We start from the raw sequence: 18004 nt of genomic DNA on the forward strand, positions 1-18004 counted from the left end.
TTGCCTCGGCATGGGTTCGGCTTATCTTTGGCCACAAACCCGCAACGCCCGAAGGAGGCGCTCATGAGCACCCTAAAGCCGCTCCAGATTGACGTCGTCTCCGACGTGGTATGCCCCTGGTGCTATATCGGCAAGCACCGGATCGAGAGCGCGCTGGCGCTGGTGCCCGATGTTCCGGTCAAACTCAATTTCCGTCCCTTCTTCCTCAATCCCTGGGTGCCGTCCGAGGGCATTAGCCGGGAGGAGTATCTCACCAAGAAGTTCGGCTCGGTCGAGGCCTATAAGGGCATTGCGGGACGCGTCGTTGCGGCCGCGGGCGAAGAGGGGCTCGTCTATCGGCCCGAGCTTGTCGCGCGTCAACCCAACACCACCGACTGCCACCGCCTGATCCTCTGGGCCGAGGCGATCGGTAAGGCGCCCGAGATGAAGCAGCGCCTGATGGAGCTCTACTTCCGCGACGGCGGCGACCTCACCGATTTGAACGTGCTGGTGCAGGCGGCTGCCGATGTTGGCCTCGATGCCGACGACGTGCGCAAACGCCTTGTGACCGACGAGGACGTCGCGCGCGTATCGGCGGACGCGCAGGAAGCCGCCGAGAAGGGCATCTCCGGCGTGCCGACCTACGTGTTCGCGCAAAAATACGCCGTCTCCGGCGCGCAGGATCCCAACATGCTCGCGCGCGCCATCCGCGAGGTCTCGGCGGAGATCAACACCCAGGCGGCGGAGTAGGAGTTATTCTATTTTCGAAGCAGGCGAACTGCGCGGCGCGCCGCCGCGTAGGCGATGCCGTGCGCCGCGAGCGCTCCGTGAACGAGCGCCACGATGGGGTCGTTCCGCCGCAACGGTATCAGCACGTCGCCGACGGCGAAGCGCCCGCGCCAGATCGGGTTGATCATGGGGTGATCGGTGCTCGCCGTGGAATCCGCGCTGGCGATGGCCGGATCGGCGCAAAGGCGGCGGGTGAGTTCGAGCGTGAGCTGCACGCCCGGCGAATATCTGGCAAAGCGCTCGTCGATACCGAGCTTGAAGAAGAAAGCGCGATCCTGATGGCGCAGCACGATGCCGGCGGCCACCGGCGTCGCGCCGGCGCGAAGAGTGACGATCTCGCATTGCGCGGTTTCTGCCAGCGCGGGAACGGCGCGCCGGATGAAGATTGCATCGCCGGCATGCTGGACCAGCGCGGTTCCGCGCTTGCCCTTCCAGCCACTGGCTTCGAGCTGCAAAAATGTCTCGAGCGCCGGCCTGATCTCGTCGGGGCTGCGCGCGACGTCGAACACGACTGCGCCGTGGTCTTCGAGGCGATGCCGTTGGCGGCGTAGCTCCTTGAGCTTCTTGGTGCCGAGCGCGTCGCGTAGCAGCGTCTCACCGTCCTGGGTCGCGTCGAGGCTGGCGCGGATGTAGGAGCTCAGGAGGCGCGGCTTCAGGCCGTCGCGCTTCAGAATCCGGTTGAGGGCGGTCATTGCCGCCCCATCGAGCGCCACATCGTTCAGCACGAGCGCATGCGCTCCGGTCGCGCGGGCGTGCTGCAACAGGCGCGTCGCTGCCTCGGTCGGGGCATCGCGGTCGATCAGCGGGCTGCACAGCGTGCCATAGGGATGCGCACTCACCAGCGCGGGCAGAGGGATCTTCCATGCCCGCCAGAGCGAGATCACCGGCATCAGCCCGATCAGCCGCGATCCATCGTATGCGGGAAGCGCCGAGGCATCGGTGCGGTCGCGCGCGGTTGCGCTGACGGCGAGCTCCCAGCCGGGCAAGTAATATCCGTTCGGCTCGATCGCGCGCTGCGCGAGTTCGCGCCACTGGCCGGGTTCGACCGCCGTAAGCGGGACACGCGCGCGCGAGGCCGCGGCAGGCATTGCCGATGCCGGATTGATCGCAGCCTGGTGCGCGATATCGACCACGTCCCGTCGTCCCCGTTCAGGAGGCCATGATTAGCGCAAAGATTGGAAAATACCGTTGGAACGCCGCTTCAATTCGAGTGGTAATATTAACGTCTCGTTGAGCATCCGCCGGATGTGCCGATGGATACGACAGAATTGCTCTCGACCCGGAGGATCATCATGGTTGTCACACCTTTTACGCCGATTGCGTCGCTCTTTGGCGGCGCGTTGATCGGCCTGTCCGCCGTGCTGCTGATGTGGACGACGGGGCGAATCGCGGGAGTCAGCGGAATCGCGGCGCGGCTGTTTCCGCCTTACGAGGATCGGCAATTCGCCGGCCGGCTCGCCTTCGTCGCGGGCCTCGTCATCGCGCCCGTCCTGGTGCGCCTGGTCATGGGAGGCCTGCCGGCGCAAACGATCGCCGCCGGAACGCCGCTTCTGATTGTCGCGGGACTGCTCACCGGCTTTGGCGCGGTGTGGGGCAGCGGTTGCACCTCCGGCCACGGCGTCTGTGGCCTGTCGCGGTTGTCGGTGCGATCGCTGGTCGCGACCATGACCTTCATGGCGGCCGGCATGGCGACCGTCTTCGTGATGCGGCACTGGAGCTGACCGCGATGACAATCCTCATTCAATTCGGGATCGGTGTGGTCTTTGGCCTTGGCCTCATCGTCTCAGGTATGTCGAACCCGGCAAAGGTCCTGAATTTCCTGGACGTTGGCCGCATCCCGGCAGGAACGTGGGATGCAAGCCTCGCTTTCGTGATGGCCGGCGCGGTCGCGGTGACCTTCATCGGCTTCAGCCGCGTCTTGAAACTGGCGCGGCCTGTCTTCGCCGATCGCTTCTATGTCCCAACGCGAAAGGATATCGATCCGAGAATTGTCGCCGGTCCCGCCATCTTCGGTATCGGCTGGGGCCTTGTAGGCTTTTGTCCAGGCCCGGCGTTGACCGCGCTCGGATTTGGCTCGGCCTCCGCATTCATCTTCGTCGCCGCGATGTGTGCTGGCATGGTGCTCGCCCGCTTCATCGCGCAGCTTCCGTCGGCAACGCGTGTCGTCACGCCGGCAGATCCGCTCGAAACCTGACATGGAAAGGACCGGGCGAGTTGTCTCGTCCGGTCCTGCCTGTCATGTCCTGCCTTTCATGGCTTCATCGACTACCAGCGATCGCCGACACCGACGCCAACACTGACGCCGGGCGCGCGGATGCCGACGCCGCCGCGCGGACCATCGTCCCAGTCACGATAAGTGCGGCGCTCGTAGTAACGGTCGCGCGGCATGGTTGCGTAGGAGTCGCGCACGATCACGCGCGAACCGCCGCGGGTCCGATAGCAATTGCCGGAATCGTCGCAGACCAGCCGCACTTGCTGGACGAGATCGGGGCTGGTGTATTCGCTGGTCGTGTAGACGTCGGCGGCCTTCGCGCCGCTCACCGCTGCCAAAGCTCCGACGCCAGCCAGCAACGCAATCGTGAATGTCCTCATCATGTCCTCCTCGAAACTGCCCTCGGCGGTAACAAGAAGGGGAGGCCATGATCGTTCCGGCAAAATTACAGGTTTTTCCCGGAACCGGGATCGGATGCCGGCTTGATCCATTTCCTAGATCGGCTCGTAGCTTTCCGATCCGCAGATGTCGTCCGCTTCGGCGCGGCGGCGATCGACCACCTTTCCGCCTGATATGGTCACGATGTAGGTCTGTGGGCCGAGCGGCGATCCGGTCGCCGAGGTGAGCTGGGCGCGAACGCAAGCTGTCCAGCCTGGTCCCCGCACCTCACGATGGGGCGTGGCGACATGCACCTCACGCGGATAGGACGTGCTGAGGAAGACGAATTCCATCTGCTCGCGCACGACGCGTTTGACGTCGGGGGGCGCTTCGGGCGGCGGCTGCTCGGCCTCCTTCATGCGCATGAACTCGGGCACCGGTGCGCGGCTGTCCGCAAAGCCGCAGGCCCCGAGCGCGAGCGCGCTGGCCAGCAGCGCGGCATGAACAATGATCCGCAACATCCGTGAAGGTCCCCTGCGGGCCAAAATAGGCACGAATGCGATCCGACGAAGACCCGGCCGATCAAGATTTGCTGAAGCCAGCATTTCCCGAAGCCAAGATTTCCTCAGGCCCTGGAGCCCGCAGCATTGGCTATTCCATAATTGCCGGCTAGTTTGTGCCCCAGACGAGGGGGATTGCGCCCATGAGGATTTTGGTCATAGCGGCCGCGGTGCTGGCGCTGGCGGTTGCCTCCGCGCAGGCGCAGATGGGCGGCGGCAGGCGTCAGCCTAACGAGGGCGGCCAGAAGGCGGACAGCAAGCCTAAGGTCGACGAGAAGGCCTACAAGGCCGCACTCGAGCGCATTCCCGAGTCCAAGGAGAAGTACGATCCGTGGAGCGGGGCGCGTCCGCCTGAACCTGCCAAGAAGCCGAAATAGGTGAGGCGGGCGCTGGCGACCCGCTCCTGCTATTTGGCCGCTCTCGTCACGCTCCTCTTGTTTTCGTCGCGGCCAGGCATCGCCTGGGAGAGCTGGGGTGGCGATCCCGGCGGCTCGCGCTTCTCGCCATTGCGAGAGATCACGCCCGACAATGTCGGCAACCTGGTTCGGGCCTTCGAATTCCACACGGGCGATCTCGCGGCGCGGCCGCCCGGGGTGATGCGGCGAACCAAATTCCAGGCGACGCCGCTGTTCGTCGAGGACAGTCTGATCTTCTGCTCGCCTTTCAACGAGGTGATCGCGCTCGATCCTGGCACGGGCGCGCAGAAATGGCGCTACGATCCGAAGATCGCGATCAACCAGCGTCCCGCCAACCGCTACGTCTGCCGCGGCGTCACCTACTGGCTCGACGACGAGGCGCCTGTAGATGCCTCATGTCGATCGCGCATCTTCATGGGGACCAACGATGTCCGCCTGATCGCGCTCGATGCGAAGACGGGAATCCCCTGTGCCGACTTCGGCAAGGGCGGTGAGGTCAGGCCCGATATAGGCATGAAGCTGGAATGGCCCGGCGAATTCCAGATCACCTCGCCGCCGGCAGTCGGCCGGGGTGTGATCGTGGTCGGCTCCGCGATCGGCGACAACCGCCGCGTCGACGCACCGAGCGGAATCGTGCGCGCGTTCGACGCGCGCAGCGGTCAGCCACGCTGGACCTTCGAGCCGCTCAAGCGCGATGGCATCGAAGCCGGTCACGCCAATGTCTGGGCGCCGATGTCGGTCGACGCGGCGCGCGGACTGGTATTCCTGCCGACGTCCTCGCCGTCGCCGGATTTCTGGGGCGGCATGCGGCCTGGCGATAACGAGCATGCCAATTCGGTGGTCGCGTTGCGCATCGAGACCGGCGCGCTCGTATGGGCATTCCAGACCGTGCATCACGACGTCTGGGATTACGATCTGCCGGCGCAGCCGACGCTCACGCGCATCGACACCGGCGAAGGTCAGCGCGATGTCGTGATCCAGCCGACCAAGCAGGGCTTTGTCTTCGTGCTCGATCGCGACACCGGCAAGCCGGTGTGGCCGGTCGAGGAGCGCAGCGTTCCGCAGGGGGCCGCGGAAGGTGAACGGCTGTCGCCCACGCAGCCATTCCCGACGCATGTGCCACCGCTGATGTCGCAAAAAATCTCGGCTGAGGATGCGCTCTCGCTCGTTCCGGGCCTGCGCCGCTCAGCTTGCGAGAAGCAGTTCGCAGAGGCGCGCAACGAGGGCCTGTACACGCCACCCTCAACGCAAGGCACGCTGGAGTTTCCCTTCACCGGCGGCGGCGTCAACTGGGGTAGTGCGGCCTTCGATCCCGTCAACCAGATCCTTTATGCCAACACCAGCCGGGCCGTTCATCTCATCAAGCTGATTCCGCGGGCGGAGGCGGCCGGATTCGAGCCTCCGCCCGGTCATGATTTCGGCCAGCAGAATGGTGCGCCGTTTGCGATGTCACGTGCGGTGGCAATGTCGCCGCTCGGGCTTCTTTGCAACAAGCCGCCCTGGGGCGAGATGGTCGCGGTCGATCTGAAGGCCGGCAAGATCCTCTGGCGTTCGACGGTGGGCACCACCGAGGATCTCGCCCCGCTCGGCGTGCCGCTGCCATGGGGTGCGCCGCTCGTCAACGGGCTCGCGGTCACGGCAGGCGGGCTCGTTTTCACCGGCGCGATGGACGCCTATTTGCGCGCCTTCGATGCGCGAAGCGGAAGGGAGCTGTGGCAAGGCCGGCTGCCGGTGCCCGGAGTCGCCAATCCGATGACCTATCTCTGGAAGGGCGAGCAGTATGTTGCCATCGGCGCCGGCGGCCACTCCGAGGCAGGCACCTCGATTGGCGACAGCGTCGTTGCGTTTCGCCTGGCGCGGCCGGGCGAGGGGCCGTCGTTATGGTCGCGTACCATCGATCGTCCCGGTGGACGATTTTTTGCAGCATCATCGGCGGTCGCGCTCGCGATTGTCGCGCTCGTGGTTGTAAGCCTGCGCTGGCGTCGCCGACGTCGTATCGCGCGAACATGACGCAGCATCGCGCGCGCGATGCGAACGATCGTTCACATCATGCGCACTACTGTTCGAAAGCGACGCCGATGCGCCTCTCGCTGCGCCAGACGGGGCGGCATTTGCGCACGAAATTGTCGCGCGCGATCGCGAGCGTGAACGATTGCGGCACTGTGACGAGGGCATCGAGGTCGATTGCGGCGCCGTTCGCCGACATGTTTCGCACCGTGCACGTGATGCCGCAATTTTCAAAGGTGATCGTTCCACCCTTGAAAACACGGTAACGCTGCGCTGCACGCTTCTCGATCATCCGCGTTAATCCATAATGATATTTGTGAAGTAGTGCATAGAAATTACGTTGAACTAAACTCAATACTGGCGCTACTTGCACTGCGCTTCAGATTTCGTTTACGACGTCGAAGCGGAAGTCACTCCGCGGATTTTCCCCCAAGCCGTTCCTTTGTGGCGCTACGCGCCGATGGAGATATTGATGAAGACCACGTTCTCGCTTCTGTTCGCCGCAGCGCTCTCGCTGTCGTCCATGCCCGCCCACGCCACCAAGCTCGATCTCGCGACCATGAGCTGCAAGCAGTTCCTGGAGAGCGGCGACGACACCATCAAGATGGTGCTGACCTGGATGGATGGCTGGTACAAGGGCGATGAAGAGAACGCGATCATCGACACCGACGTGTTCGTCGAGAACGCCAAGCAGTTCGGCAGCTATTGCGGAAAAAATCCGAACGTCAGCATCGTCACGGCGGCTGACGAAGTGCTCGGCAAGTAACTTCTCCCGCGTGACGGCGCGAAGCGCGATCGCGCTTCCGGTCTCGACATGACGCCATCGAGAGCCGCGGTGCGCTTTGCGCTCACGCGGCTTTCCTCTTTTCGGCTGATACTCACCCCGGCAGCATCGCGAACGCGCTCGACACCATCGCCACCGGCTTGTTGTCGGTGGCCGAGAGCAGCGTGACCCGGCCAAAGCTCATGGTGCGCCCGAGTCGCACCACGCGGGCGTCGGCCAGCACGTCCGACGAGGAGACTGCGCGCATGAAATGCGTGGTCTGGTCGACCGTCGTCATCGGACGATAGCCGCGGTTGGCGGCGAGGTTCGCAATCACCATGGCGGTATCGGCGAGCGCCATCAGCGCCTGGCCGCAGACCACGCCGCCGTTGCGGCACAGGCGCTCCGAGAACGGCATGCGCAGGAGCGCTGCCGGCTGCCAATCCGGCACGTCCGGCGGCGGCAGGTGCTCGATGCGCTCGACCGACAGGTTGAGATCCTGGACCCAGGGCGCAAAGACCTCGCCGAGGATGCGTCTGGCTTCAGTGATGCCGAACTCGGCTTCTGGCTGCGATGGCATTGCTGTCGTTTCCTCCGTGTTGCCGGATGTTCGGCATTCCGAGCGGACCGGCGCGGCAAAGTCACCCGGACTGCCGCGGGTCCCGTCGGCTTGAAAATGCCTGACTTCGCCCGGTATGATGCCACGGAGTGGGTATGGGTGGGTGATGTTGCGTCGGTATGTCCTCGTGTTTTGTCTGGCCGGGCTCGGCCTGTTGCTGAACGGGTGCACCAAGTGCGGCCCGATCTGGGACGACTGGCTCCACGCGCCGAAATCGTGCAAATCGGACAGGCTCTAGCGGGCCGAGCAGCCCCTGCGGAGTGGCAGGGGTGATAAGGCGCAGGCGACCCGCGTCGCCATGGATGATCAAGGAGTTGATGATGAAGCTTTTCCGTATGGCCGCGGTGCTGGCTGTTCTGGCGGGACCGACCGTGCTGGCGGGACCGGCCTATGCGCAGATGCCCAATCTCAATTTGCTGCAGGAGGGGCCTGGCAAGACACCCGAGGAGAAGGCTGCGGAAGCGGAGCGTGACAGGGCCTACAAGGAAACGCTGAAGAAGATTCCGGATTCCAAGGCCTCCAACGATCCCTGGGGTGGCATGCGCTCCGACCCGCCGAAGCAGGCGGCGGCGCCAAAGGCATCGGCCGCAACCGGTGCGCCGAAGAAGAAATCCGGCACGACTGCCAATTGACCGTCTGCCCGATCGGAGGCGGCCGGCCTCCGGCCGGGACTCCACTTCGGCCGGCCTGCTTCCTACATTGCGCGAGAGCGTATTGCGTAACGGAGGCGGGACATGGCCGATCGTCCGCGAGATCTCGCCGAGCGGATGGCGCGCCGGCGCAAGATGGGCGGCACACCCGGCGCGACGGCCGGCGACGGTTATCTGCGCGAGACCTTCACGCTGCCACGCGCGGCGGCACGGGAGAGGGCGCAGGCTTTCTTCGCCCGCTACCCCAAGGCCGGCTATATGAGCGCGGTCGAGACCTGGCGCGAGCTGCCCGGCGGGGACATCGAATTCACGATGCGGCGGCTGCCCAGCGCGGATTAGGGCCGGCCCCTATTCGAAGGTTTCCGATGTGATGCGGATCCGGAACACGGGCTCCTTGGCCTCGTCCAGCAGCTCCATGTGCCATTCGGAATTTTCCTGGAGCTTGCGGGCGATGCCGGCGGCCATGTCGGCGCAGACGCTGGTCATCTCCTTCCAGGCCAGATCGCGATTTGCAAATTCCGACGCCTGGTCGGCACAGCCGGAATAGCTGCCGTTCCGGATTCGAAAGAAGTAGAGCGGCATGGTTCGCACCGATCGCGCCTGATGGCTCCGTCCCCACGGCCATAATCGCGGGCAGTCCAATCCCAAACCGTCGGCAGATCAATTCCGGTCGGCTACGGAATAGTCCCATGGGCGCCGCTGCGTCCTATAGGCCATGACGGCTGCGGCGCGCCGGGGCGCGCCAGCCGCCGCCGATCTCGGTCCTGCCGTTTAGGCTTGCCGCTCAGGCCGTGTCGCGCCCGATCGCCTTCAGCTCGCGATCAATGCGCAGCTGCACCCGCCGGATCGCCAACAGATCGATCTTGGTCTCGGTCCGGCCGGTCTTGATCTGCTCGCCGATCCGGAACTGCCACTGCCAGATGCCGGGAAGTGCCGTCTTGGCGACGGTGAACTCGACGCCCCTGTGATTCATGGCCTTCTCCCACGATTCCATCACTGAGAACATGCTGGGCGGCATAATATTCCTGGGAAAGCTAAATCTGTCGGTAAGCCCCGGATAGCTCACGGCTATCCCGCAAACGCACGCGCTGCCGCCCAGCGGCGGCGCGAGAGCTCTCCGTGGTTCTCCGGCCATGAACAGAGTTCCTGGGATGGGTAAGGGCGCCTTCCGGAACGTGGCGGCATGTGCCTTGCTTGGTCCGATCACGGTCAGCAACATGGGCGCGTCATGCTGGGCATTCCCCGCCGCTATTCTCATTTCGTGTTCGGAATCATCCAGTCCGGACTGACCTCGCTGGTCGCCGCGGGCATCGCCAGCTTTCCCGCAGGGAACGCGCTGGACTTCCTCGCGCACTGGATGGTGTCGTGGCTGATCGCATGGGCGGCGATGCTGCCGATCGTGCTGCTCGCGGCGCCGGCGATCCGCGCCTTCTCGCTGCGTCTGACGCAGGAGGAGGGCGGCTCGCAAACCGGCCGGCCGGCATGAAATCGGCAAGGAAATCGGCAAGAAAATCAGCATGAAAAAACCCCGCTTGGGAGAACCAAGCGGGGAGAAGGTTATTGGAGGCTGAGGTGCTGGGCTGCAACACCATAGCCGGACGACCCTAGCCGGCTCAGCTTACGACAGCCTGACAAGGCCCGACGGTGACAGCGAAAGCCGGAGCGCGGGGGCCGCACACTGGCCCCGCACCGGTCCCAATTTCGACATCCGTTCGCACAACTCAGGACACAACCGCAGGCGAGATTCCGCAGCGACGGTGCTGCCATGGGGGAAACGTGGCGCACCGGCAACGGGGTGGCATCATGGACAACGTAGAGCGGTCATTCGCCGCCGCAACGGCGGCTGGCTTCGTAGTGCTGGTGATCGGCATCGGGTTGCTGGTTCTGCTGTAGGCGGTGTTGGGTGCCGGAGATAGCTTTGGGGGTGGAAAGGCCCATGCGCGCCTTTCAAAAACACGAAAACAACCCCATGCACAGTAGCCTGTTGGAAAATTCCGCCGCTCCATCAAGGGGTTATCGGTAGCATTATGATACCATATTGTCTCGGAATCGCCTTCACGTTAGGCGAATCCCCATTCCCGTGCCGATCTCCTGGAGATCAACGGGCGGCCGCTCCGGCACCGTCGCCAGCGCGGTCCCGGCGACCTTAGTGAACCTTGATCGCGTCCAGCGGCAAATGGAGTTCGGCGGCACGCTCTTCGCGGTCCTTCTTGCGGAACTCGTTTTCCTTGCGCTCGAACTTGCTCATCTCCTCCTGCGCCGCCTCCAGCAGCGGAATGCGCCGGTTCGTATCGTGATGCGTGTTGTTCGTCATGACTGAGGTCCCCAGAGTTGCGGTCCCGTCCAAGACTCCCATGCAAGAGTCCCATCCCAGAGAAGGCCGCAGACCGCGAAAAGGTTCGGTGCCGCAGGATTACGGAATTCTGACGGCGCTGAGCTCATCCGTCTTTGATGCGCGTCATTTAACGCGCAAATCCGGGTACTGGCCGAAATAGCCCACTCGGGATTTCAAAGTAGGCCATCAAGAATTTTCTTGCTCTGAATAAAGCGTCCGCTCTGGTGGCAACGGCTTCCCTGCAAACCAGTAACCTTTGCCCTCATGGTTCTTAAAATCGTTTTCGTGACGCCAAAGGATAGTCCCGACATATTTCGCCCGCTCGCCTTTGCCGGCCCCCGGGAGTGGCGTTCCTTGCCGCTCCAATTCTTCGGCAAGTTCGCCCCGGGTCATCGGGCGCGACTTTCCAATGAGGATAGCTTTGACGGCAGCAACAATAGCCGCTGGATTTCCACGGCGGTGTGCCCGCGCTGACTGTCTCCCCGACTCGAAGTCCTCAGCCTTAAAGGTGGCGGGGAGTTTGGCTCCTCCCAACAAGGGGATGCCAGTTTCCGACTTGTCCGACTTATCCACAGGTATGGGTTCTTGGTTTGTTTTCGAAAACTTCTTGTGGAGTGTCAAATAGAGTTCGATTTCGGCCATCTCTCGCTTTGACGCTTCTATCAGAAATTTCAATTCTTCTAATCTTTTCAAAGCGTTGGCAAAGGCTTGGTCCATAACCCGAACTCCTGAACGGCTGTCACGCCGATAAAGCACGTAAAAGGCCTTGAAGGCAACTCATGCGGCCTTGAGTTCTGGAATTGAGTCGGGCATATTGGGAACAGCCGTCCTGAAATGAGTACGGCTCCCGAGGCGGTGAGACGCCAGAGGAGCCGTTTTCAGGTTCTTCCAAGGTGGTAGCAACACCAAAGAAGATGGAGGCGGGAGTGTGGTCCCGATATCCGTACTGGGAATCTAACACTTCCGCGCATCGGCTGCAAGTTGCTCCATCCAACGATGGAGAACAACGATGGTATGGGTTCACCCATACACTCGCGTTCGCTTCGGTCACTTGGAATCGGTGAGCGGTCATTTCCGTTCACTTCCAAGGTACTGAACTGAACGTTAACAACGATGCTTAGGGCTTGCGAATTGGGCGGCCCGGTGTCCTGGCCGGCGCGGTTGAGAATCCTCCCGCGCCGGCTTTCCATTTAGATCTTCCCGCCCTCGATTACCGTGAACTTCCGGCGCCGATCTGGCGGCGTCTCAGTGGGCAGCGCAGGCGCCACAGCGAGCGCGGCGTCCACAAGCTGCGCAACCGTCCACGGCTTCTGAGCAAGCCCAAGCGCCTTCGCTGGCGTCGTGCGTAGGGCTTCGTGAGTACGGCAGAGATTGTAGTGCGCGACGTACAGCGCGACGGCTGCAACATGGTTGTCCAGCTTCTTGCTAAAGCCGTTGGTCAACCGGGTGAACCGACGCGACGCCATGCGCAGCGAAAGGTTCTGGCGCTCGACATAGGAGGTCGAAACGTACTGGTCGGGGTCGCCAGATACTACGTCACGGCTTACAGCTACTACGGCGGCGGGGGAGTACCGGCCCTGCGCTTCCTTTACCAGATGCGTGACGCTGTAGGTCTTTACGATCACGCCATGCGAGGCGCTGGGGCCGAAGGCGTCGCGGATCGCTACGCGGTAGGGGTGGAAGCCGTCCGTTGAAATCTCCGGCTGGCCAATGACGCGGCTGCGGAGGTCGTGCAGGAAATCCATGGTGCTTTCGGCATTCCGCTTGCCGACGCCCCAGCTAATGATTGCCTTCTGCGTCCCGGCCATGCCGATAAAAACGTACTGGTCGCCCTTGGCGTTAATCTCGTGGCGCTGGACGTTCTTTTGTTTCTTGCCGACGAAGCTCCACAGCTCGTCAAGCTCAAGCCGCTCGGTGCGCACGCCGACCATGATGCGGTCGTGCAATTCCATGCAGCCAAGGCCGACACGCAGGGCCAGGCTGGCGACGGTGCCACGGTTGACGCCGGTTAGGCGGGAAGCGGTGCGGACGCCGACGCCTTCACAGAGGGCGGCAATGACTTCAATTTGCTTTTCGCGGGAAAGTACATTCATGAGGGCGCAATCCTCTGGTTTGAGGAATTGGCCCGTCAGCGACTCTAGAAAAGACGCCCTCCAAGGCGTATATTCCGGATGGTTATCGCTTCGGGGCGCAATCCCGGGGTGGGTAACTAGGGATCGGCAGCGCTCCAACGCCGTCGGTCCCGCTTATTCGAATCCTTGGCGGCCCCGCCGGGATTCGGACCCGGACCTCTCGGCCTGTAAGAGCGAGCGTCCTACCGTTAGACTAAGGGGCACTAGAGCCGATTAGGGGGCCGCTACCTTTCCTTCGCGGGGAGCCGGGTAGCGGCCCTTTCCTATGTGTCACAGCCTCAGCGCCGGTCGGGATTACGCTGAAGCTCTGGCCGTGTTGTCATACTCGCCTCCGTTGACGAGAATCACTCTAGGATAATTTATCCTCCATCACAAGGATTATTTCTGGACAAAGTTTCGGCTTGTCTATAGAAATATCCTCACGCCTTTAAGGAGGGTGCCAAATGTCAGACGAAAGTGCGGACGCGCGCGAAGATACGTTGAAATTGAGTGCTGGTCGTGGGCCCGCCTACCCAGCGATCTCGCTTCGCGAGGCTCTAGACCGTGCGACCAAGTTCAGGGTCGCTAATGCCATTAGGATCACGCTCAACATGGAGGCCGCCTATCGCGTCCTCGGCTTTAAGGGCGCGTCCGGTGCATCACGCCAAATCGTTGCCTCCCTCAATTACTATGGTTTGCTGGATTACATTGGGAAAGGAAGCGACAGGAAGGTGCGCCTTAGCGAGCTTGCGCTTCGGATCATGCTGGACAAGCTCCCCGACTCGCCGGAGCGAATAGCCGCCTTGAGAGAGGCCGCCCTGAAGCCAGCGATCCACGCTCGACTTGCCGAGCAACTTCAATTGCCGCCGCCGGCCGATGTAATCATTGAGCGGTTCCTCGTCTTGGAATGTGAGTACAGCGAGGCGGTCGCGGAGACGATTATTCAGGTCTACAAAGACACTTTGGAGTTTGCGGGGCTTAATAAGCCTGATAGAATCGACGAGCAAGAAGGCTCCGTTGTCGATTTACCGCCCCCTCCGACGATGGTGGATGATGCAATTAAGGGAATTGGGGCCGGGATAGGGAAGCCGCTAATGACCCCTGCGACTCATACCCCAGCGCCATTGCCACCCGTTGAGCCGGGAGCAATGAAAGTCGCGCTGGACGGAAATAGGATCGTCGTCTCGGCCGTAGTGGGCCTGCGCGATGCAAAGCGCTTGCTCAAGCGGCTTGAAGCAAACATTGCTCTTCTTGAAGAGGAAGAGAACGATGGCGAAGGAGAGGCCGCCCACTGAGGCGGGCCTTAGTCTTTCTTTCGAAACTGCTGCGCCCGCGCTCTGTAGGTCTCTAGTTGTACCATCGCGGTGTGTATTTCGGCGTCTCTGAGCTGACTTCGGCACGTTCTGCGGAGCGCAATGGATTCGTCTATCGCGCGTTGAGCGCGGTCCAACAGTTCCTGAGTTTCCGGGCTGATTGTTTGTTCTGGCACAAGAAGCGCTCCCTGCTTGAGGCGGGAGCGCTATGGCGTCTCTCAGTCAACCGACGCCTGAAATCGTGGCCGGTGATAGATGCTAACGTATCACAGGCGGGGTGGGTCCCAAATCGCTCAATTCATTTTGCGGCGGAGTTTCTCGGCAATGGCCCGCTGGTCGTCAATGTGCTCTTGGACGACCTGCCGAGCTTCATCTTCCCGGGAAGGTTTGGGCTTCTCTTTGTCGCTCATTCCGACAGCCTAAACCAAAATAGGCCAGCGCGAAAATCAACTTAGGCCACTGACGATGGAAACAGGCCAGTACCCAAATCCGCAAAAGAACATATTGCGAACCTAGAACAAATAGGGTACATTGATTTTATCGCCGCGCCGCCTCGCCAGCCGTTTGTCCCTCTAGCGAATCCTCGCCATAAGGAGCACGACCCAATGTCCACCACTGCCCTGCGTATCGTCGAAGGATCTTCCATGGACAAGAGTAAAGCTCTGGCCGCCGCGCTCTCCCAGATCGAGCGGCAGTTCGGCAAGGGCTCGGTGATGAAGCTCGGCAAGAACGACCGTTCGATGGACGTCGAGGCGGTCTCCTCGGGCTCGCTCGGGCTCGACATCGCGCTCGGGATCGGCGGCCTGCCGAAGGGACGCGTCGTGGAAATCTATGGGCCGGAATCCTCGGGCAAGACCACGCTGGCGCTGCACACGGTGGCGGAAGGGCAGAAGAAGGGCGGCATCTGCGCCTTCATCGACGCCGAGCACGCGCTCGACCCGGTCTATGCACGCAAGCTGGGCGTCAACATCGACGAGCTCCTGATCTCGCAGCCGGACACCGGCGAGCAGGCGCTGGAAATCTGCGACACGCTGGTGCGCTCCGGCGCGGTCGACGTGCTGGTGATCGATTCGGTCGCGGCGCTGGTGCCGAAGGCCGAGCTCGAGGGCGAGATGGGCGATGCGCTGCCGGGTCTGCAGGCCCGCCTGATGAGCCAGGCGCTGCGCAAGCTGACGGCGTCCATCAACAAGTCCAATACCATGGTGATCTTCATCAACCAGATCCGCATGAAGATCGGTGTGATGTACGGCTCGCCGGAAACCACCACCGGCGGCAACGCGCTGAAATTCTATGCCTCCGTCCGCCTCGACATCCGCCGCATCGGCGCGATCAAGGAGCGCGACGAAGTTGTCGGCAACACCACGCGCGTCAAGGTCGTCAAGAACAAGCTGGCGCCGCCGTTCAAGCAGGTCGAATTCGACATCATGTACGGCGAGGGCGTCTCCAAGATGGGCGAGATCCTCGATCTCGGCGTCAAGGCCGGCATCGTCGAGAAATCCGGCGCATGGTTCTCCTATGACAGCCAGCGTCTTGGCCAGGGCCGCGAGAATTCGAAAGCATTCCTGAAGGCCAACCCGGACATCACCGCCAAGATCGAGACCTCGATCCGCCAGAACTCCGGTCTGATCGCCGAGCAGATTCTCGCCGGCAGCCCCGAGCGTGACGCCGACGGCGAAGAGCCGGGCGACGAGTAAGCTTCAACAGTAGAGTTTTTCGCGAGGAGCGGGCGCTGAGGACGTTGAGTTGCCGACGTCTTCGGCGCCTGTTTCGTTTTGCGTGGGGGCACCGGGTGGTGCGATGAAGCGTCTGATCTTGACCAGTTCGTCCGGAGGCCAGCTCGCACGATCCGGGTTGGCGGAGCTTGTCATCTCATCCTCGTTTCACTTTGAGTGGGGACCGCTGCCCTCGCCCGAGAAGCTCGCAGCCTATTTCGCGCCGCGTTCGGCGAATCTCGGGCCGGGTGATCATTGGTCTGATTGGGGCATCCGGTGGCCCAAGAGCATCAAGGATCGCAAAGACTTGTCGCTTGCGGACTTCTGCGAGCAATATGACGTGGTTGAACTTTGGTTCGACCCAGCTCCCCGGGATCAATTGCAGCTCGTCTGCCTGCTGGACCACCTCAGCTCCTGCTCCTCGCTGGTGGGAAAGCTTAAACTTCGACTTGTGGCATCCGAGCTGACGACAGCACACGGTGAGGATCTCGCTGCATCCGAGCCGCACATTCATGTCGTGCCTGTTAGGGCCCAGGAGTTCGAGACTGCCCGGTTGGCGTGGTCGGCCTACCGCGCAATGACCCCTGAGGCGTGCGTCGATCTCCTTTACCAGGATCTCAGTGCATTGCTGATGCTGCGCCCGGCCTTGCTCGATCTCTTGGCAGAACTCCCGTCGCCTGCGACCGGACTCGGTGCGACCGAGATGCGGTTCTTGGAGATGCTTGCCAGAGGGTTTGCGAACACGGGTTCGTTGTTTCACCTGCGCTCGCATCGGCGCACTTTCGTGTTTGGAGAGACTGAGTTGGGTCGGTTGCTCGACGGGCTCGCGCTCGGCCCCAAGCCCGCAGTGGCCGGATTGGACGACGAACTGCGCACGATCGACCACGAGAATCACAGGGATCGGCATGCCGCATATCTCCGCAGCCGACTGTCACTGACCGAGTTCGGGGAGGCTGTCCTGGCCCACCAGGAGGATTTCAGTCGCCACAATCCGATCGACCGCTGGTGGGGTGGCACGCATCTGACCAATGATCGGCTGTGGCGTTACGGGTCTGTTTTGACGACGCCATCGTGAAGTCATTGGCATGACACATGACACACCTTGTTTCGACGACAGATTTGACCGTTGCCGGCGCCACACAGCGCGCCGGACTCCTTTGAGAGCTGATCGTGTCACATCTGATTTTGACCACGAACCATCTTGCGGCAGACACGCTTCGCCAGTCCAAACTGGCGAATATCGCGCTCGGCTTCTACACGCGCTTCGTCTGGAGGAAATTGCCTTCCGCAGAGCAGCTTTTAATGGGGCTGGAGCGGCGGTCGGCAAAGCACTGCAATCCAGGCGATCATTGGCTCGATGACGTTTGTCGAGACTGGCTGGAAGGTTTCGGCACGCGCGATATCGGTTTCTTCGAACTCTGCACGAAGTTTGACTCGATCGAATTGTGGGTTGATCCTCGACCAAACGATCAGCTCGTACTCGTCTGGCTGCTCGACCTGCTTCGCCCTTACAAGGAGATCACGACGAAGCTCAGCCTGGTGCATACGGATGACAAGGTCGCCAACTATGCTCCAGAGTCTGTCGCAAAATGGAAGCTGCCGGCCTTCAAGGTGACCGACAACCATTTGCTGACGGCCAGCCGCGCCTGGAAGGCCTATCGGGCTGAAACGCCAAAGCCCTGTTTCGATCTTCTGATGACGGACCTGACGATGCTGCCGAGACTTCGACCGGCACTCATTGCGTTGCTTGAAGAGCTTCCGGACAGCGTCACGGGCCTAGGTGCCAGCGAAATGGATATTCTGGATTTTGTGAACGACGGGCACACGGACCCGAGGCGTGTCACCGAAGCGTGGTGGATGCGAGATGTGTTCGACGAAAACGACGCGCGCGATGCTTTGCTCGAATTGGGGGCACATTCGGCGCCGGCGGTCCTCTTGGGCGATCCGGCGTTCGACAATGAGGCCCGCTACTTCGGCAAGAGCGAGTGGAAGGTCACGCTGACCGCACTCGGGCGTTCAATTTTTGCGCGCGAAGACGACATGTGGCGCCACAACCGGATCTATCGCTGGTGGGGTGGCACGGAGCTGACCAACGAACGGCTTTGGCGATGGGATCGCGAAAGCCGATTGCTGGTTGCGCCTTAGATAAATAAAATCGTG

At 62.1% G+C, this 18004-nt stretch carries 23 protein-coding genes; 13 read left to right on the forward strand and 10 right to left on the reverse strand.

Annotation, left to right across the window (positions count from 1 at the left end; translation table 11 throughout):
* Positions 1–63: 63 nt before the first annotated feature.
* Entirely contained in the window at positions 64–729 is a 666-nt protein-coding gene (locus AC0L3U_RS20470) for a DsbA family oxidoreductase (protein WP_473347688.1), read from the forward strand.
* An 8-nt stretch (positions 730–737) separates the two neighbouring features.
* Here AC0L3U_RS20470 and AC0L3U_RS20475 read toward each other — a convergent pair whose 3' ends face one another.
* Complete coding sequence (locus AC0L3U_RS20475; protein WP_473362964.1) at positions 738–1901, reverse strand: GNAT family N-acetyltransferase; 1164 nt, start codon at positions 1899–1901, stop codon at positions 738–740.
* A 159-nt stretch (positions 1902–2060) separates the two neighbouring features.
* On the opposite strand from AC0L3U_RS20475, the gene AC0L3U_RS20480 reads away from it, so the two are divergent.
* Together AC0L3U_RS20480 and AC0L3U_RS20485 are read left to right on the forward strand one after the other, a co-directional pair.
* Positions 2061–2489 carry a YeeE/YedE family protein gene (locus tag AC0L3U_RS20480; protein ID WP_473362965.1) on the forward strand — a complete coding sequence of 143 codons (429 nt, stop codon included), beginning with the start codon at positions 2061–2063 and terminating at the stop codon, positions 2487–2489.
* Positions 2490–2494: 5 nt separating this feature from the next.
* Positions 2495–2962, forward strand: coding sequence for a DUF6691 family protein (locus AC0L3U_RS20485; RefSeq protein ID WP_473362966.1), 468 nt, complete (start codon positions 2495–2497; stop codon positions 2960–2962).
* A 71-nt stretch (positions 2963–3033) separates the two neighbouring features.
* Here the strand turns inward: AC0L3U_RS20485 and AC0L3U_RS20490 are convergent, their stop codons facing one another.
* Both AC0L3U_RS20490 and AC0L3U_RS20495 read right to left on the reverse strand, forming a co-directional pair.
* On the reverse strand, positions 3034–3363 hold the full coding sequence (locus AC0L3U_RS20490; protein ID WP_018456387.1) for a hypothetical protein: 330 nt from the start codon (positions 3361–3363) through the stop codon (positions 3034–3036).
* Positions 3364–3474: 111 nt separating this feature from the next.
* On the reverse strand, positions 3475–3879 hold the full coding sequence (locus tag AC0L3U_RS20495; protein ID WP_473362967.1) for a hypothetical protein: 405 nt from the start codon (positions 3877–3879) through the stop codon (positions 3475–3477).
* Positions 3880–4061: 182 nt separating this feature from the next.
* Between AC0L3U_RS20495 and AC0L3U_RS20500 the strand changes: the two genes are divergently transcribed.
* Positions 4062–4295 carry a hypothetical protein gene (locus AC0L3U_RS20500; RefSeq protein ID WP_473362968.1) on the forward strand — a complete coding sequence of 78 codons (234 nt, stop codon included), beginning with the start codon at positions 4062–4064 and terminating at the stop codon, positions 4293–4295.
* The gene (locus AC0L3U_RS20505) at positions 4296–6344 is read left to right on the forward strand and encodes a pyrroloquinoline quinone-dependent dehydrogenase (protein ID WP_473362969.1); all 2049 of its coding nucleotides are present in this window, start codon (positions 4296–4298) and stop codon (positions 6342–6344) included.
* Positions 6345–6390: 46 nt separating this feature from the next.
* On the opposite strand, the gene AC0L3U_RS20510 is transcribed toward AC0L3U_RS20505, so the two are convergent.
* The gene (locus AC0L3U_RS20510) at positions 6391–6633 is read right to left on the reverse strand and encodes a PilZ domain-containing protein (RefSeq protein WP_456769183.1); all 243 of its coding nucleotides are present in this window, start codon (positions 6631–6633) and stop codon (positions 6391–6393) included.
* 180 nt (positions 6634–6813) lie between these two features.
* Between AC0L3U_RS20510 and AC0L3U_RS20515 the strand changes: the two genes are divergently transcribed.
* Positions 6814–7107 carry an HdeA/HdeB family chaperone gene (locus AC0L3U_RS20515; protein WP_007602202.1) on the forward strand — a complete coding sequence of 98 codons (294 nt, stop codon included), beginning with the start codon at positions 6814–6816 and terminating at the stop codon, positions 7105–7107.
* A gap of 112 nt (positions 7108–7219) precedes the next feature.
* Here AC0L3U_RS20515 and AC0L3U_RS20520 read toward each other — a convergent pair whose 3' ends face one another.
* On the reverse strand, positions 7220–7684 hold the full coding sequence (locus AC0L3U_RS20520; RefSeq protein WP_007612196.1) for a PaaI family thioesterase: 465 nt from the start codon (positions 7682–7684) through the stop codon (positions 7220–7222).
* A gap of 359 nt (positions 7685–8043) precedes the next feature.
* Here AC0L3U_RS20520 and AC0L3U_RS20525 point away from each other — a divergent pair, with 359 nt between their 5' ends.
* Both AC0L3U_RS20525 and AC0L3U_RS20530 read left to right on the forward strand, forming a co-directional pair.
* Positions 8044–8355: a hypothetical protein gene (locus AC0L3U_RS20525; RefSeq protein ID WP_473259169.1), complete on the forward strand. Its 312-nt coding sequence runs from the start codon at positions 8044–8046 to the stop codon at positions 8353–8355.
* Positions 8356–8457: 102 nt separating this feature from the next.
* Positions 8458–8712: a hypothetical protein gene (locus tag AC0L3U_RS20530; RefSeq protein ID WP_456769185.1), complete on the forward strand. Its 255-nt coding sequence runs from the start codon at positions 8458–8460 to the stop codon at positions 8710–8712.
* A 9-nt stretch (positions 8713–8721) separates the two neighbouring features.
* On the opposite strand, the gene AC0L3U_RS20535 is transcribed toward AC0L3U_RS20530, so the two are convergent.
* A complete protein-coding gene (locus tag AC0L3U_RS20535; RefSeq protein ID WP_354208470.1) occupies positions 8722–8955 on the reverse strand; it encodes a DUF6894 family protein in 234 nt (77 codons plus the stop codon).
* 202 nt (positions 8956–9157) lie between these two features.
* Positions 9158–9346: a hypothetical protein gene (locus tag AC0L3U_RS20540; protein ID WP_456769186.1), complete on the reverse strand. Its 189-nt coding sequence runs from the start codon at positions 9344–9346 to the stop codon at positions 9158–9160.
* Between the two features lie 255 nt (positions 9347–9601).
* On the opposite strand from AC0L3U_RS20540, the gene AC0L3U_RS20545 reads away from it, so the two are divergent.
* Positions 9602–9859, forward strand: a complete 258-nt coding sequence (locus tag AC0L3U_RS20545; protein WP_473347699.1) for a DUF2798 domain-containing protein — start codon at positions 9602–9604, stop codon at positions 9857–9859.
* 660 nt (positions 9860–10519) lie between these two features.
* Here the strand turns inward: AC0L3U_RS20545 and AC0L3U_RS20550 are convergent.
* From AC0L3U_RS20550 to AC0L3U_RS20560, 3 genes are all read right to left on the reverse strand, one after another.
* On the reverse strand, positions 10520–10687 hold the full coding sequence (locus AC0L3U_RS20550; RefSeq protein WP_473362970.1) for a hypothetical protein: 168 nt from the start codon (positions 10685–10687) through the stop codon (positions 10520–10522).
* 207 nt (positions 10688–10894) lie between these two features.
* Positions 10895–11425, reverse strand: coding sequence for a hypothetical protein (locus AC0L3U_RS20555; RefSeq protein ID WP_473362971.1), 531 nt, complete (start codon positions 11423–11425; stop codon positions 10895–10897).
* 473 nt (positions 11426–11898) lie between these two features.
* Complete coding sequence (locus tag AC0L3U_RS20560) at positions 11899–12801, reverse strand: IS1 family transposase (RefSeq protein ID WP_473362972.1); 903 nt, start codon at positions 12799–12801, stop codon at positions 11899–11901.
* Positions 12802–13283: 482 nt separating this feature from the next.
* Here AC0L3U_RS20560 and AC0L3U_RS20565 point away from each other — a divergent pair, with 482 nt between their 5' ends.
* The 4 genes from AC0L3U_RS20565 (at position 13284) to AC0L3U_RS20580 (ending at position 17989) form a co-directional block, all read left to right on the forward strand.
* Positions 13284–14114, forward strand: a complete 831-nt coding sequence (locus AC0L3U_RS20565; protein ID WP_473362973.1) for a hypothetical protein — start codon at positions 13284–13286, stop codon at positions 14112–14114.
* 623 nt (positions 14115–14737) lie between these two features.
* Positions 14738–15826 (forward strand): recombinase RecA, encoded by a 1089-nt coding sequence (recA, locus tag AC0L3U_RS20570; RefSeq protein ID WP_007602214.1) that lies wholly within the window; start codon positions 14738–14740, stop codon positions 15824–15826.
* Positions 15827–15929: 103 nt separating this feature from the next.
* The gene (locus AC0L3U_RS20575) at positions 15930–16919 is read left to right on the forward strand and encodes a hypothetical protein (RefSeq protein ID WP_473362974.1); all 990 of its coding nucleotides are present in this window, start codon (positions 15930–15932) and stop codon (positions 16917–16919) included.
* 95 nt (positions 16920–17014) lie between these two features.
* The gene (locus AC0L3U_RS20580; protein WP_473362975.1) at positions 17015–17989 is read left to right on the forward strand and encodes a hypothetical protein; all 975 of its coding nucleotides are present in this window, start codon (positions 17015–17017) and stop codon (positions 17987–17989) included.
* The last annotated feature ends 15 nt before the right edge of the window (positions 17990–18004 follow it).

The organism is Bradyrhizobium sp. Kon69 (assembly GCF_055807515.1).